Origin of the sequence: Ferrimonas balearica DSM 9799, from assembly GCF_000148645.1 — a bacterium.
Classification (GTDB): Bacteria; Pseudomonadota; Gammaproteobacteria; order Enterobacterales; family Shewanellaceae; genus Ferrimonas; species Ferrimonas balearica.
Genome location: NC_014541.1, coordinates 3,586,057 through 3,600,878, shown reverse-complemented (window position 1 = coordinate 3,600,878; position 14,822 = coordinate 3,586,057). Strand labels below are relative to the sequence as shown.

Sequence of the window (14,822 nt, the reverse complement as noted above, 5' to 3'; positions counted from 1 at the left end):
TGTTTACTTCCTTTTGAACATGGCCAGCATGCGGTTAGTGACCATGTAACCGCCCACCACGTTGATGGTGGCCAGGGTTACGGCGATAAAGCCCAGAATGTTGACCAGCGGGCCAGAGCCGGAGCCAGCGGCCAGCAGGGCACCCACCAGGGTGATACCGGAGATGGCATTAGAGGCCGACATCAGCGGAGTGTGCAGGGTCGGCGGCACCTTGGTGATCAGCTCCACGCCAAGGAACAGGGCCACCACGAAGATGGTGATCAGCAGCATCAGTTCCATCAGTTGGTTTCCTTCTGGTTATCGTTGGCTTCGCTGTCCGCTTCGGCTTCGGCCGGGGCGGTTGGGGTCAGAGCGGGCAGGCCCAGCAACTCGCGCAGGCGCGGGTTGACCACTTCGCCATCCTTGCTGACAGTAACGTCGCGGATGATCTCATCCTCGAAGTCCCAGTTGATCTTGCCCTCTTTGGCCATCAGCATCAGCAGGTTGGTCAGGTTGGTGCCAAACATCTGGCTGGCGTGGTTGGGCACGGTGGCGGCGAAGTTTTTCGGGCCGATGATGGTGACACCGTGGTGAATCACGGTTTGGCCCGCTTCGGTCAGTTCGCAGTTACCGCCGGTTTCGGCGGCCAGGTCGATGATCACGGCACCGGGCTTCATCTGCATCAGCTGCGCTTCAGTGATCAGCACCGGGGCTTTGCGGCCCGGGATGGCAGCGGTGGTAATCACCACATCCTGTTGAGCCAGCACGTCGGCCATCGCCTGTTGCTGCTTGGCGATAAACTCGGCAGATTGCTCCTTGGCGTAGCCGCCGGAGGTTTCGGTGTCTTCCGCTTCGATATTGAGCTCCACCGGACGGGCACCGACAGAGAGGATCTGCTCACGGGCGGCGGGGCGGATGTCATAGGCTTCCACCACGGCACCAAGACGCTTGGCGGTGGCACAGGCCTGCAGACCCGCCACGCCCACGCCCATAATGAAGACGCGGGCCGGTTTCAGGGTGCCGGCGGCGGTCATCATCATCGGGAACAGCTGATGGGAGTGGGTGGCGCCCAGCAGGGCGGCTTTGTAACCGGCGATGGTGGCGTTACTGGACAGCACATCCATGGCCTGGGCCCGGGTGATGCGCGGCACCAGCTCCAGGGCAACGCCATTGATGCCGGCATCCGCCAGTTTCTGGGCCGCTTGCGGGCCCGCCAACGGGTCCATCATCGCCACCAGGGTCTGGCCACGGGTCAGGTGCGGCAGCAGGGCATCCAGTTCGTCACCACGGCCGTGGTGGGTCAGGACCACCTCGGCGTCCTTGAGCGCCTCGGTGCGGTCGGCGGCGATAACTGCGCCGGCCTCAACGTAACGCTCATCGTCAAAGCCTGCGGCTTCCCCGGCACCGCGCTCTACGGCGATGGTCAGGCCAGCCTGGGTCAGCTTACTGACGTTGGCGGGGATCAGCGCCACGCGGGTTTCCCCGGGGTAGATCTCCTTGATCACTGCGATCTTCACGAAGCGGTCCTCTTCATTGATGTGAGCATCCGGATCACCTTCCCGGATGCGGGCTCTGTGATAGGCGGCACAGTTTCCCATGCTCTGTGCGGTCGACGAAAGCCTCCGTGATACACCTGCCTACGATAGGGGCAATCGGAAAAACAATTTATTGTTTTACGTCACTTTGTGCGGAATTTAAACAGATGTTCAATATTCTATTTGGTTATAAAAATTCTGTAATCAGTATTTTTTATAAATAGAAGGCCTGCCTAACCTGTAGCCAACCCATCAGGACAGACAGGCAGATTATGTTGTTAAAGGAGTTTGACGCCGGGGCCGGCATGCTGGCCCCGGAACAGATCCAGACCCTGCGCACGCTGGCAGCGGAGTTAAACCCGGTGCAGGCGGCCTGGATCTCAGGATACCTGGCCGCCGTGGCCAACCAGGGCGCCAACCTCGGCAGCGCCGAGCCCGCTCCGGTGGCCGCCGCCCAAAGCGCCGCCCCCCTCACCATCTTGTACGGCAGCCAGACCGGCAACAGCCGTTCCGTGGCCACCGCCCTGGCCGATCGCGCCCGGGCGGAGGGTGTGGCGGTGACACTGGTGTCGATGGCGGACTACAAACCGCGCCAGCTGAAGAGCGAGCAACAGCTGCTGCTGGTGGTCAGCACCCATGGCGAGGGCGATCCGCCGGACGACGCCATCGCCTTCCACAAATTCCTGTTCTCTGCCCGGGCCCCCAAGTTGCCCGAGCTGCGTTACAGCGTGTTGGCGCTGGGTGACTCCAGCTACGATCACTTCTGCCAGACCGGGAAGGAATTCGACCTTCGTCTGGCGGAGCTGGGCGCCAACCGGTTGGCGGAGCGCGTGGATTGCGATGTTGATTTCGAGGATGCCGCAGAGCAGTGGCAGAGCGAGGTGATCAGCAAACTGGAAACCCCGACCGACTCAGCTGCTCCGACCGCCGCCGTGGTGCCCATCAGTGGCACCAGCAGCTACAGCCGCAGCCAGCCTTTCAGCGCTACCCTGCTGGCCAGCCAGAAGATCACCGGACGCCACTCCATCAAGGACACCCGCCATATTGAGCTGAGTCTTGAGGGCTCCGGCCTGAGCTACCAACCGGGCGACGCTCTTGGGGTCTGGATGGACAATGACCCGGCGCTGGTGGCCGAACTGCTGGCGGCGACGGGCCTGTCCGGCGACGAACCGGTGACCCTCAAAGAGAGCAGCCTGCCTCTGCGCCAGGCGTTGACTGAACAGCTGGAGCTGACCCTGCTCCACCCGGCGCTGGTTAAGGGCTGGGCGGAGCTGGCCGGGCATGCCGAACTGGACGCCGTGGTGGCGGACAGCGACGCCCTCAAAGCCTTCGTGCCCCAGCATCAGCTGCTCGATCTGGCCCGGCGTTATCCGGCCAAGCCCAGTGCGGAACAGCTGGTTTCGTTGCTGCGCAAACTGACCCCGCGCCTCTACTCCATCGCCTCCTCCCAGGCGGAAGTGGAGGAGGAGGTGCACCTGACCGTTGCCCTGGTCAGCGACCAGCGCGATGGCGAGGAGCGACTGGGCACCGTCAGTGGTGCGTTGGCCCGCCGTCTGGAAGCGGGCGCCGAAGTGCGCGTGTACGTCGAACCCAACAACAACTTCCGCCTGCCTGCGGACGACAACACACCGGTGATCATGATTGGTCCCGGCACCGGCATCGCTCCGTTCCGCGCCTTTCTGCAGGAGCGCGACGCCCGCGGTGCCGAAGGGGACAACTGGCTGTTCTTTGGTAACCCCACCTTTACCGACGACTTCCTCTATCAGGTGGAGTGGCAGGGCTACGTGAAATCCGGCCTGCTGACCCGCATCGACCTGGCCTTCTCCCGCGACCAGCAACACAAGATCTACGTGCAGGACCGCCTTCGCGAGCAGGGCGCCGAGCTTTACGCCTGGTTGCAGCGTGGCGCCCACCTCTATCTCTGCGGCGACGCCCAGCGGATGGCCAAGGATGTGGAGGCGGCACTGCGGGCGGTGATTGCCGAACAGGGCCAACTCAGCGAAGACGCTGCGGCCGATTATCTGGAACAACTGCGCGCTGAGAAGCGCTATCAGAAGGACGTGTACTGATGAGCAAGCAAACCCATACCCTGCCGGATGAGCTGGCGCCGCTGGTGGTGCAGGGCAAGCTGGCCGATAACGAACGGATTAAAGGCCAGAGCAACCTGCTGCGCGGCACCATCGCCAATGATCTGCAGGACCCGCTGACCGGCGGCTTCAGCGCCGACAACTTCCAGCTGATCCGCTTCCACGGCATGTACCAGCAGGACGACCGCGATCTCCGCGCCGAGCGGGCGGAGCAGAAACTGGAGCCGCTGCACACTGTGATGCTGCGGGCCCGTCTGCCCGGCGGGGTGATCACCCCGACCCAGTGGCAGGCGATTGATGCTTTTGCCGGTGAGCATACCCACGCCGGCAGCATCCGCCTGACCACCCGCCAGACCTTCCAGTTCCACGGTGTGCTGAAGCGCGACATCAAGTCGATGCACCAGATGCTCAATCAGGTCGGTTTGGACTCCATCGCCACCGCCGGCGACGTCAATCGCAACGTCCTGTGCACCTCCAACCCGGAGCAGTCTGCACTGCACAGCGAAGCCTATGAGTGGGCCCGCAAGATCTCCGAACACCTGCTGCCCCGCACTCGCGCCTATGCCGAGGTGTGGCTGGATGGGGAGAAGGTGGAGAGCACCGAAGCGGAAGAGGAGCCGATCCTGGGTAAGACATACCTGCCGCGGAAGTTCAAAACCACCGTCGTGGTGCCGCCGCACAATGACGTTGACCTGCACGCCAATGACCTCAACTTTGTTGCCATCGCCGACAACGGCAAGCTGGTGGGCTTCAACCTGCTGGTGGGCGGCGGCCTGGCGATGACCCACGGTGACCACGCCACCTACCCGCGTACCGCCGATGAGCTGGGCTACCTGCCGCTGGAGAAAACCCTCGAGGTGGCAGCCGCCGTGGTGACCACCCAGCGCGACCTGGGCAACCGGGTGAACCGCAAAAATGCCAAGACCAAGTACACCATCGACCGGGTTGGCCTCGACGTCTTTAAGGCCGAAGTGGAGCGTCGCGCCGGGCTGACTCTGGCACCGACCCGGCCCTATCAGCTGACCGGCCGGGGTGACCAGTTTGGCTGGACCGCGGGCATCGATGGCAAGCATAACCTGACCCTGTTTATCGAGAATGGCCGCATCCTCGACTACCCGGGCAAAACCCTGAAAACCGGTATGGCCGCGATCGCGGCCATCCACCAGGGCACCTTCCGCCTCACTGCCAACCAGAACCTGATCGTGGCCGGGGTGGCCAGCGACGACAAAGCCACCATTGAGGCGCTGGCCCGACAGCACGGCCTGCTCGATGACCGCCACTCCGCTCAGCGCAAAAGCGCCATGGCCTGTGTCTCGCTGCCCACCTGTCCGCTGGCGATGGCCGAAGCGGAGCGGGTACTGCCGCACTATGTGGACCGGCTTGAAACCCTGCTGGCCAAGCACGGTGTGCCGGAGGAGGCGATCATCTTCCGGGTCACTGGCTGCCCCAACGGCTGTGGCCGGGCGATGCTGGCGGAAGTGGGGCTGGTGGGCAAAGGTCCGGGCAAATACAACCTGCACCTGGGCGGTAACCACAACGGCACCCGCATCCCCAGGCTGTACCGCGAAAACGTGGATGAAACCGAACTGTTTGACCAGCTGGATGCCCTGATTGGGCGCTGGGTGGCCGAACGGGAAGAGGATGAGCGCTTTGGTGATTTCGTGGTGCGAGCCGGGATCATTGCCCCGGTGATCATTCCCAAACAGGACTTTTACGCCTAAGGAGCCAGCGTATGGCAAGCCAAGCATTGCAGGATGTGCTGAGCCGGCCGGATGCGCCCGCCAGTCAGGCCAGCCTGACTGACCTGAATCGGGAGCTGGCCGGGCTCCGTGCTGAGCAACGGGTGGCCTGGGGGCTGGAACAGCTGCCGGGGGAGCACGCGCTCTCCTCCAGCTTCGGTATCCAGGCGGCGGTGATGCTGAAACTGGTGACGGCACAGCGTCCGGATATGCCGGTGATTCTGACGGACACCGGCCACCTGTTCCCCGAAACCTACCGGTTTATCGACGAACTGACCGAACGCCTCGGTCTGAACCTGCAGGTGTTCCGGGCCGAGCTGTCCCCGGCCTGGCAGGAGGCCCGCTATGGCCGGGAGTGGGAACAGGGCCAGGATGGCATCGACCGCTACAACCGCCGCAATAAAGTGGTGCCGATGCAAAGGGCGCTGGAGACGCTGGGCATCGGCAGCTGGTTTGCCGGCCTGCGCCGTGAACAGGCCAGCAGTCGGGCTGAGCTGCCCTTTCTGGAGGTGCGCTCTGGCCGCTTTAAGTTGTTGCCGATACTGGACTGGAGCAACAAGCAGGTGCACCAGTTCCTGACCGAGCATGAGCTGCCTTACCACCCCTTGTGGCACGAGGGTTATGTCTCGGTGGGGGACACCCACACCTCCCGTCCACTCGAACTTGGGATGACGGAGGAGGAGACCCGTTTCCATGGCCTGAAGCGGGAGTGTGGCTTGCACTACGAGATCTGAAATTCGGGTGCTGGTTTGACCAGACAGCGTTTGCGGCGGGTTCTGTGAGCCCGCCGCTATTTTAATAAGCAGTCGATTCAGCTGACCTTGCTATTTGTCGATTTTGGGGGATGATTCTCGCCACTTTATTCCCAATTTTCAGACCCATAATAGCGGCCCTCCATGAGTCTCAAACACCGATTGCAAGCCTTTATCGCGGTGGTGGTGATCACCGCCTGCGTGATCCTCACCGGGCTGTTGTTGCATCGCTACCAGGCGCAACAGCAAACCCAGATCCAACAACGCAGCCAGGACCTGCTGGCCAACTTCCAGGGCCAGTTTGACAGTTGGCTGGGGCAACGGGCCCGCACCGTGACAGCCATGGCGGACATTCTGGCTGAGCGCGCCTTGCAACCGGAGGTTTTCCACCTGTTGGCTCAGAGCGCCAACATCAATCGCCTGTACGCTGGTTACGCCGAAAACCACATCGTCTGGGACGACCTCAACAGCGTACCGCCGCGCATCGACGTGACCAGTCGCCCCTGGTATCAGCAGGCGATGGCCCAGAACGGCCTGATCATGACCGCCCCCTACCGGGATGCCAGTGGCGCCGATCAGACCGTGGTCAGCCTCGCCGCCCCCTTCCTGGGAGGCCATGAAGGGGTGATCGCCGCCGACATCACCGTTGATGCCATCGCCAACCTGGCGCTGTCAGCTCTGCCGGAGCAGGAGGGTCACCTGCTGCTGGTGGACAGCGACGGTCGCCTGCTGGCCCACCGTGACCCACAAGCGCGCCTGCAGCCCCTGAGCCAGCGCTACCCGGAACTGGACGCGGCCACCCGCAATCAACTGATTCAATCCGGTGTCCAAGTGCCCATGACCCTGGCGGGTGAGTCAGTGCTGGTGCAGGTGGGGCGGTTGCCGGGCAGTGACTGGCAGCTGGTGGTGGTGCTGGACGAGGCTCACGCCAACGCCGCGGGCGTGGCGATGATGGAGCAGGCGATCATCCTGACCATCAGCCTGATTGCCGTGGTGTCGCTGCTGACCGCCTGGCTGCTGAACCTGCTGTTCCGTCCGGTTCAGGGGCTGGAAACCGCCATCCGTGAGCTGGCTCAGGGCGATGGTGACCTGAGCCGCCGCCTGCCGGTGGAGCGGGAAGATGAACTGGGTCGGGTGGCGGGCCGACTGAATGGCTTTATCGAGCATCTGGCCACCATGGTGACCACCATCGATGCCGGCTGCGAGCGACTGCTGGGCCGGGCCGGTGACAACCGCGCCATGAGCGAACAGCAAGCCGGCGCCGTGGCACGCCAGAATCAGAAGCTGGATATGATCGCCAGCGCCGTGACCGAGATGGCGGCGTCCGCCAACGAAGTGGCCCACGGCGCCGCGGCCACCGCACAGGCGGCCCAGGATGCGGCCAGCGCCAGTGAAGAGGGGCAACAGGTGATCACCCGCTCCAGCGAAGCCAGTGTAGCCCTGGCCAGCCAGATCAACCACAGCGCCGGGGTGATTGGCCAGCTGGAGAGCCATGCCCAGCAGATCAACCAGGTGCTGGTGACCATCCAGACCATCGCCGATCAGACCAACCTGCTGGCCCTGAACGCGGCCATTGAGGCTGCCCGGGCTGGCGAGCAGGGCCGTGGCTTTGCCGTGGTGGCGGACGAAGTGCGGGTGCTGTCTCAGCGTACCCACGCCTCCACCGAGGAGATCCGCCATATGATCGAATCGTTGCAGAACACCAGCCAGGAAGCGGTGACCGCGATGGCCGAGGGCACCGCACTGGCGGACGCCAGCGCCGCCGAAGCGGAGCAGGCTCGCGCCAGCCTCGACAGCATCACCGTGGCGATCACCCAGATCTCCACCATGGCCAGCCAGATTGCCGCCGCTGCCGAGCAGCAGCGCGGCGTGAGCGCCGAACTGTCCGCCAATGTGGTGGAGATCCGCGATGACAGCCTCGAACTGGCCCAGCACGGCCAGGCGTTGGGTCGCGTCTCGGCAGAGATGGAGGGCGAGTGCCTCACGCTGAAGGAGCAAGTGGGCCACTTCAAGGTATAATCCTGAACCGATGGGGGGGCGCCCGCCCCCCTTTTTGACGGCCATTGCAACAATGGCTTCACTAACCTAAACAAGATTTCATGTCGTTGACGTTGCCACAACAACCGAAATCACATTAGATCTCCCCTTTTATTCCTTAGGCGTTTTTATCCACCATGTTTGACTGGATCTATAGCCCGGAGGCCTGGATTGCCCTGGCCACCCTGACCTCGCTCGAGATCGTTCTGGGCATCGACAACATCATCTTTATCTCTATCCTGGTATCGCGCCTGCCGGAACGTCAGCGGGACTTTGCCCGTCGTCTGGGCCTGGGCCTGGCGATGCTGACCCGACTGGCGCTGCTGTTCTCCCTGACCTGGGTGATGGGCCTGACTGACCCGATGTTCCACGTATTCGGCCAGGGGATCTCCGGTCGTGACCTGATCCTGGTGGGCGGTGGTCTGTTCCTGCTGGCCAAAGCGACTCACGAGATCCACAACAGCCTGGAAGGTGAAGCGGAGGAGCACTCCGCCACCGGCACCGCCAGCATGGGGATGATCCTGGTTCAGATCGCGCTGCTGGACGTGGTGTTCTCGCTGGATTCCGTGATCACTGCGGTGGGCCTGGCTGACCAGCTGATGGTGATGGCCATCGCCATCATTATCGCCGTGGGCGTAATGCTGTTCTCCGCCAAAGCGATTGGTGAGTTCGTGGACAGCCACCCCACCGTTAAGATGCTGGCGCTCTCCTTCCTGGTGCTGGTGGGCATGACCCTGATCGCCGAAGGCTTCGAAGTTCACATCCCGAAAGGGTACGTCTACTTCGCCATGGCCTTCTCCGTTGCGGTAGAGATGCTCAACCTCAAACTGCGCAAGAAGCGCACCGAGCCGGTGAAGCTGCGCAAAGCGATTGAAGAAGACGAAGAGTAAAAAGAGGCGCCCGCGAGGGCGCTTTTTTTACGCTTTTGAACTGGCGTATTGGGTCGGCAGCGGCGATGATGACGGCAATAACCCACTGAATGGAATGGAACAATGTTTAAGGATTACGCCCGCTTAACGGTGTTTTTCTGTTGTGTCCTGATTGGGGTGCAGATCCCCGGCGTGCTGAAGTTTTACCAGCAGCGTGTCGAGGCACACCTGAGTGAAGCGCAGCAGGCGCTGGGGGGCTTTGAACAAACCGCACAACGCCATTTTGACGGTGATATTCAGGCGCTGGTGGCGCACTATCGCCGCAGCCCGGACCCGGTGTTCCAGCAGGACGCCGATTCGGTGGCGGCGATCGTTGAACGGGTTGATCTGCTGCGTCAGGAGTGGGACGCCATGCAGGGCGGCCAGATTGCCCAGCTCTGGCACTTCCTCGGCTTTGCCGACACCCGCCTGCGGGAGGAGACGCTGGACAGCTATCGCTACCAGGTGTTGTTGACGCCGACCGCCATTGGCTGGGGCCTGGCGGTGGCATTGATCCTCAGTGTGCTGGCGGAACTGCTGGTGAAGCTGGTGATGCCAAAGCGGCGCAGTCGTCGCTTTGCCTGAACGCAAAAACGGTGGCCGGAGCCACCGTTTTTTTGTGAGCCTTAAAGCGCTGCCTATGGAGATGGTGATCATCTGGTCAGGGGATTGCCCGAAGATGTCGGCGTTCGGGCTATCACGGCGATAGCCGTCCACCAGAGCCGACTCGCGGCGCTGAGCGGGAGCGACTGGGAGTGAAGCCGAGGGCCAGGGATGGCCCGAGTGCCAGTCGAGCAGGTGTGAACGCCGAAAGGCGTGAACGCGGAGCCATGGAGGGCGAAGCCGGACTTTTGAAAAGGACATGGAAAGGCCTTTTCATAAAGCGAGTCTGGCCAGTGCTGAACGGGAAGGAGTGGGAGCGAGGGGGCTTTCGCCGCGCCGGAGGCAGGGGTGTCAAGAGCGGGGCGCGCAGCCGGGCAAAACCCTTCTGGCGGCCGCCGGGCCGTCCCGGCAAAGGTGTTAAATGATACGGGGAGAGTCGCATGCCTGTGGCATCCTGGAAAAACAAAAGCCCCCTAAGTGGGGGCCAATTCAAAACCACCTGCGATGCAGGTGAATGTTAACTGGTCGGCACAACCAATCCGGCTTACTGCTGGGCCGACATATTCCACAGCACTGACTGGCCCTCGCCCATGATGGTGGAGGGCATCTTGCCATCCCACTGCTGGGCCTTCACGTACTCCACCAGGCGCTCGCTGTTGGCCAGGGCGTCGGCTTTCTGCTGCATCGCCTCGGCTTCGGCGGCACCGGTCAGGCGAATCGCTTCGGCCTGGGCCTGGGCTTCGGTGATGATGGCGTAGGCGGCACCGTCGGCGCGGGCTTTCTCGGCATCACGCTGGGCTTCGGCGGTGTTCACTTCACGCTGCGCTTCCAGTTTCTGGCGCTCCAGCTTATGCATCTCTGCCGCCGCCAGGTTCTTCTCGGTCTGCTTGATCTCGATGCTCTGCAGGTACTTGGCCGGCAGGATCAGGTTTTCAATCTGGACACTGTCCAGCTTAACCGGGAACTCCCGCATGGTTTCCAGCAGTTCGGTTTCGATGTCGGCGATCACCTGGCCACGGGTCTGGATGATCTGCTCCGCCTTGTACTTGGCCAGGGCTTCCTTGGCGGCGCTGCGCAGGCGGGGGTCGAGGATGCGGTTTTCAAACTGGTCGAGGCCGCCATACAGCTTAAACAGGTCAAAGGCTTGGGTGCGGTTGACGGTCCAGTTGACTGACACCTCCGCTTCCACCGGCATCTGCTCGTGGGTGGCGGCTTTCAGTCGCTCCTGGTTTTTGCGGGTGCGGATCTCCAGCTCTTCCACGGTGTCGGCGAAGGGGATCTTAAAGTGCAGGCCTGGGTTGACCTGCTCACGGGCCTCGCCGAAGCGCTTCACGATGCCGACATGGCCCTCGTCAATGGTGTAGAAGGCGGCGCCGGTGGTGGCCAGCGCCATCAGCGCGACTGCGGCGGGAATCGCAAACACCAGTTTGCTGCCCCCTTTGGGCTTGTTCGAATCCATGAACGGAAACACTCCTTTGTGATGGGTTGTGACGGGGCGGGATTGGCGCGGGGGTTTTGGTACACTGGGGTTTTTCCCCAAGGAGCACGTTGCCATGCAAGGCACCCTGTCCAAGATGGCGGTTACTCTGGAGCAACCCGCCCAGTACGCCTTACGAGTGGGCGATGAACGCCTGCCGCTGAACCCGCTGATTGGCCAATCCCTGACCCTGAATTTCACCGGTCGCATTTACTGCGATGCCTGCGGCCGTAAGACCAGCAAAAGCTACTCCCAGGGCCACTGTTTCCCTTGTATGAAGAAGCTGGCCCGCTGCGACATGTGCATCATGAAGCCGGAGACCTGCCATTTCGCCAAGGGCACCTGCCGGGAGCCGGAATGGGGTGAAACGCACTGCATGATCCCTCATTTTGTTTACCTCGCCAATACATCCGGGCTAAAAGTGGGCATCACTCGCCACAGCCAGGTGCCCACCCGCTGGCTGGACCAGGGCGCGACTCAGGCCCTGCCGATCCTGAAAGTGGCCACCCGACAGCTCTCCGGCCTGGTGGAGGTGGAGTTGGCTAAGCTGGTCGCCGACAAAACCAACTGGCGCGCCATGCTCAAGGGCAGCGGTGAGCCAATGGATCTGCAGGCGGAAGCGGCGCGACTGCTGCCGGCCATTGAGGAGAAGCTGGCGGAACTGGGCAGCCAGTTTGGTGTGGAAGCGATTGAGCGTCTGGACGAGGCGCCGGTGTCCATCGACTATCCGGTGGATTGCTACCCGACCAAGATCGCCTCCCATAACTTCGACAAAGTGCCGGAAGTGTCCGGGGTATTGCAGGGCATCAAGGGCCAGTACCTGATCTTCGATACCGGGGTGATCAACATCCGTAAGTTCACCGGCTACGAGGTGAGCGTAAGCCATGGCTGAACGTCCCACCATCTACGTTGATGCCGACGCCTGCCCCAAGGTGATCAAGGAGATCCTCTACCGGGCGGCGGATCGCACCGGCCTGAATCTGCTGCTGGTGGCGAACCAGCCGCTGTCGGTGCCACCGAGCCCCCATATCCGCACCCTGCGGGTGCAGGCGGGCTTTGATGTGGCGGACAATGAAATCGTGCGCCGAGTGGTGGCCGGTGATCTGGTGATCACCGCTGACATTCCGCTGGCGTCCGAGGTGATCGACAAGGGCGGGGTGGCCCTGAACCCCCGCGGTGAGTTGTACACCCCCCACAATATCCGGGCCCGGCTCAATATGCGGGACTTTATGGATACCCTGCGGGCCAGCGGCGTGCAGACCGGCGGTCCGCCGCCGCTGTCGCAAACTGAGCGGATGGCCTTTGCCAACGCGCTGGACCGTTACCTGGCCAAGGCCAACAAAGGCTAAGGCATGGCTAAGCCCAATAAGAAAGGCCCCAGCACCACGGTGGCGATCAGCTGTGCCCGCTGCCGGGCGCCGCTGTACCGCTATCGCAAGGGCGGCAAAGGCGCGCTGGTAAAGTGCTTTAAGGAGCGCATCGTCGAGGACCACACCACCGAGCCGGGGCACTGTCCCGGCTGTGGTCTTGAGTTTGCCCGCGACACGCTGGTGCGGGGCACGCCAGCGTTTAAGATCATCGGCGGCAAGGTGATGGTGAAGTAGGGCAGGGGCGGAACTGCCCGGCGGCTAACACTTTTTTCCCGTTGGTTTTGTAAGATAACCGGCCTACCCGGAAACAACCGTTCGACAGGAGAGGCGCCGTGGCGTTTGAGCAGATCAGTGTGGTGGTACAGGGGCCGGTTCAGGCTTATCAGGGCCGGGGCATGGAAGCGGGGATCACCCAGCGCTGTCTGGACAGCGTTCGCCAGCACCTGCCCGGGGCCACCCTGATCCTCTCCACCTGGCCGGATCAGGATCTCTCCGGCCTCGACTACGATCTGCTGGTGGAGAGCGCCGACCCCGGCCCCAACCAGGACGACTACTGCCCACGCAACTACCATCGCCAGCTGGTTTCCAGCCGCGAAGGGCTGCGCCGGGTCACCACCGATTACGCCATCAAGCTGCGCTCTGACAACTACCTGGTGGGCAACCAGTTTGTCGAACGCCAGCAGGCCTACCCGCTGCGCCATCCGGAGTTTCGCCAGTTCGCCGAGCGGGTGGTGATCAACGCCAATCTGTTCCGGCGCTACTCCAAGGGCCACCGCATCCTTTACCACCCCAGTGACTTTTTCTATTACGGCCGCACTGAAGACTTACTCAGGATCTGGGACCAGCCGCTGTTTGAACAGCAGCCCTTCAGTGCCGACCTGCTGGCGGGCTTTGCGCGCCTGAAAAAAGGGCAGGTGGCGCTGGAATCCGAGCAGGTGATCTGCCTGATCTGGCTGCTGGCGCTGGATCCGAACGCTCCGGTGATCCACCGTCGCATTGCGGGCGATGCGTCCGCCCAGGATTACTGGGACAAGTTTGTGGCCAGCAACCTGCTGCTGGATGAGCCCGAGCGAATCGGACTGGGTCTGCGTAAGATCTCGCTGCGGGCCAAGAAGCGGGTGAACGAGTTCACCTTCCATGAGTGGTGCGAGCTCTACAACCGCCACTGTGGTGGCGACCTGCCGCTCGACAACGCCGCCTTCTGGCGCGATATGGGGCGTCGGCGTTTGGGCAAACTGCCCTTCAGCTGGCTGAAAACCCGCCTGCTCGACAGCGCCCCGCGTTGATCGGCGAATCCCCACAACGGTAATCGCATTCACTCTGGTGCCACCGGCCTGTGAGCCAGGGTGGATCCCGCCCGATTGCCGTCCACATCATCGGAACCGTGTGCGCAGCACGCCCTCTCAAGGGCGTGAAGCCACAAGGAGCAAACGATGAAACGACGTGAATTTATCACCGGACTGGGCGCCGCCGCGCTGACGGTAGCCGCCCGTCCCTGGGCGGCGGAAGCCCCGCAACTGCGCATTGAAGAGCGCCGTGCCGGAAAGCTGGGCAGCGGCCACTACCGCATTGGTGTGCTGGTGTTTGACGACTATGAAACCCTCGACCTGCATGGTCCGGTTGAGATGCTGGGGCATTTGGCGGATGTGGAGATTGAGCTGATTGGCCCCGGCGCGGTGGCCCGCTCATTCCAGGGCCCCAAGGTGGTGGTGGACCGGCCACTGGCCCAGCTGGAACCGCTGGATCTTTTCCTGGTGCCCGGCGGCCTGGGCACCCGGGCACTGGTGCAGCAGCCTGAGTTGATTGAGCTGATTCGACGCCAGGCGTTGATGAGCGAGCGGGTGCTGTCCGTGTGCACCGGGGCCGCGCTGCTGGCCCAGGCGGGCTTGCTGGACGGCAAGCGGGTTACCACCAACAAAGCGGCGTTTGCCTGGGTGGCTTCACTGGCGCCGGACGCGGATTGGCAGGGCCGGGCGCGCTGGGTGCAGGATGGCAACCTGACCACCTCCTCCGGTGTCTCGGCGGGCACGGACGCGGCACTGGCGTTGATTGCTGAAGTGCGCGGAGAGGCGGTGGCGCAAAAGATTGCTGAGATCGCCGAGTACCCCTGGAATCGGGATGCCGACAATGATCCCTTTGCCATCACCTGGGGCACCGATACCTAACGCCTCCAACGCTCGCGTGAGCCCCTGAAAACAGTTCGGAAAACTGGCCCTGAAACATAACCATGAGTTATGTCTGAAATAGCCGGGTGCGGCTGCATCGCCCCGGCGCTTCTCTTCATACTGCCTCCAGAGCTTTCCCGCCGTGCCCGTCGCCCGGCTGACCTTCTGGA

Annotated in this window: 14 protein-coding genes; 11 read left to right on the top strand and 3 right to left on the bottom strand. The window is 62.7% G+C overall.

Features of this window, described 5'->3' with window-relative positions:
- Positions 1-3 precede the first annotated feature (3 nt).
- Together FBAL_RS16330 and FBAL_RS16325 are read right to left on the bottom strand one after the other, a co-directional pair.
- Positions 4-279: an NAD(P) transhydrogenase subunit alpha part 2 gene (locus FBAL_RS16330; protein WP_013346695.1), complete on the bottom strand. Its 276-nt coding sequence runs from the start codon at positions 277-279 to the stop codon at positions 4-6.
- Entirely contained in the window at positions 279-1,496 is a 1,218-nt protein-coding gene (locus tag FBAL_RS16325; protein WP_013346694.1) for a Re/Si-specific NAD(P)(+) transhydrogenase subunit alpha, read from the bottom strand. Before FBAL_RS16325 ends, FBAL_RS16330 begins: the two co-directional genes overlap by 1 nt.
- Positions 1,497-1,786: 290 nt before the next feature.
- Here FBAL_RS16325 and FBAL_RS16320 point away from each other — a divergent pair, with 290 nt between their 5' ends.
- The 6 genes from FBAL_RS16320 to FBAL_RS16295 all read left to right on the top strand — a co-directional run bounded on the left by FBAL_RS16320 (position 1,787) and on the right by FBAL_RS16295 (position 9,622).
- The gene (locus tag FBAL_RS16320) at positions 1,787-3,583 is read left to right on the top strand and encodes an assimilatory sulfite reductase (NADPH) flavoprotein subunit (RefSeq protein WP_013346693.1); all 1,797 of its coding nucleotides are present in this window, start codon (positions 1,787-1,789) and stop codon (positions 3,581-3,583) included.
- Positions 3,583-5,322, top strand: coding sequence for an assimilatory sulfite reductase (NADPH) hemoprotein subunit (cysI, locus tag FBAL_RS16315; RefSeq protein ID WP_013346692.1), 1,740 nt, complete (start codon positions 3,583-3,585; stop codon positions 5,320-5,322). The genes FBAL_RS16320 and cysI overlap by 1 nt, the downstream gene beginning before the upstream one ends.
- A gap of 11 nt (positions 5,323-5,333) precedes the next feature.
- Positions 5,334-6,074: a phosphoadenylyl-sulfate reductase gene (locus FBAL_RS16310; RefSeq protein WP_013346691.1), complete on the top strand. Its 741-nt coding sequence runs from the start codon at positions 5,334-5,336 to the stop codon at positions 6,072-6,074.
- Positions 6,075-6,236: 162 nt separating this feature from the next.
- Positions 6,237-8,111, top strand: coding sequence for a methyl-accepting chemotaxis protein (locus tag FBAL_RS16305; protein WP_013346690.1), 1,875 nt, complete (start codon positions 6,237-6,239; stop codon positions 8,109-8,111).
- A 155-nt stretch (positions 8,112-8,266) separates the two neighbouring features.
- The gene (locus FBAL_RS16300; protein ID WP_013346689.1) at positions 8,267-9,019 is read left to right on the top strand and encodes a TerC family protein; all 753 of its coding nucleotides are present in this window, start codon (positions 8,267-8,269) and stop codon (positions 9,017-9,019) included.
- Positions 9,020-9,121: 102 nt separating this feature from the next.
- Positions 9,122-9,622: a DUF2937 family protein gene (locus tag FBAL_RS16295; protein ID WP_013346688.1), complete on the top strand. Its 501-nt coding sequence runs from the start codon at positions 9,122-9,124 to the stop codon at positions 9,620-9,622.
- A 562-nt stretch (positions 9,623-10,184) separates the two neighbouring features.
- On the opposite strand, the gene FBAL_RS16290 is transcribed toward FBAL_RS16295, so the two are convergent.
- Positions 10,185-11,099, bottom strand: coding sequence for an SPFH domain-containing protein (locus FBAL_RS16290; RefSeq protein ID WP_013346687.1), 915 nt, complete (start codon positions 11,097-11,099; stop codon positions 10,185-10,187).
- A gap of 94 nt (positions 11,100-11,193) precedes the next feature.
- Between FBAL_RS16290 and FBAL_RS16285 the strand changes: the two genes are divergently transcribed.
- The 5 genes from FBAL_RS16285 (at position 11,194) to FBAL_RS16265 (ending at position 14,652) form a co-directional block, all read left to right on the top strand.
- The gene (locus FBAL_RS16285) at positions 11,194-12,009 is read left to right on the top strand and encodes a DUF2797 domain-containing protein (protein WP_013346686.1); all 816 of its coding nucleotides are present in this window, start codon (positions 11,194-11,196) and stop codon (positions 12,007-12,009) included.
- Positions 12,002-12,466 carry a YaiI/YqxD family protein gene (locus FBAL_RS16280; protein ID WP_013346685.1) on the top strand — a complete coding sequence of 155 codons (465 nt, stop codon included), beginning with the start codon at positions 12,002-12,004 and terminating at the stop codon, positions 12,464-12,466. Before FBAL_RS16285 ends, FBAL_RS16280 begins: the two co-directional genes overlap by 8 nt.
- A gap of 3 nt (positions 12,467-12,469) precedes the next feature.
- A complete protein-coding gene (locus FBAL_RS16275; RefSeq protein WP_013346684.1) occupies positions 12,470-12,721 on the top strand; it encodes a hypothetical protein in 252 nt (83 codons plus the stop codon).
- Positions 12,722-12,819: 98 nt separating this feature from the next.
- Positions 12,820-13,773, top strand: a complete 954-nt coding sequence (locus FBAL_RS16270) for a WavE lipopolysaccharide synthesis family protein (RefSeq protein ID WP_013346683.1) — start codon at positions 12,820-12,822, stop codon at positions 13,771-13,773.
- Between the two features lie 147 nt (positions 13,774-13,920).
- Positions 13,921-14,652: a DJ-1/PfpI family protein gene (locus FBAL_RS16265; RefSeq protein ID WP_013346682.1), complete on the top strand. Its 732-nt coding sequence runs from the start codon at positions 13,921-13,923 to the stop codon at positions 14,650-14,652.
- Positions 14,653-14,822 lie beyond the last annotated feature (170 nt).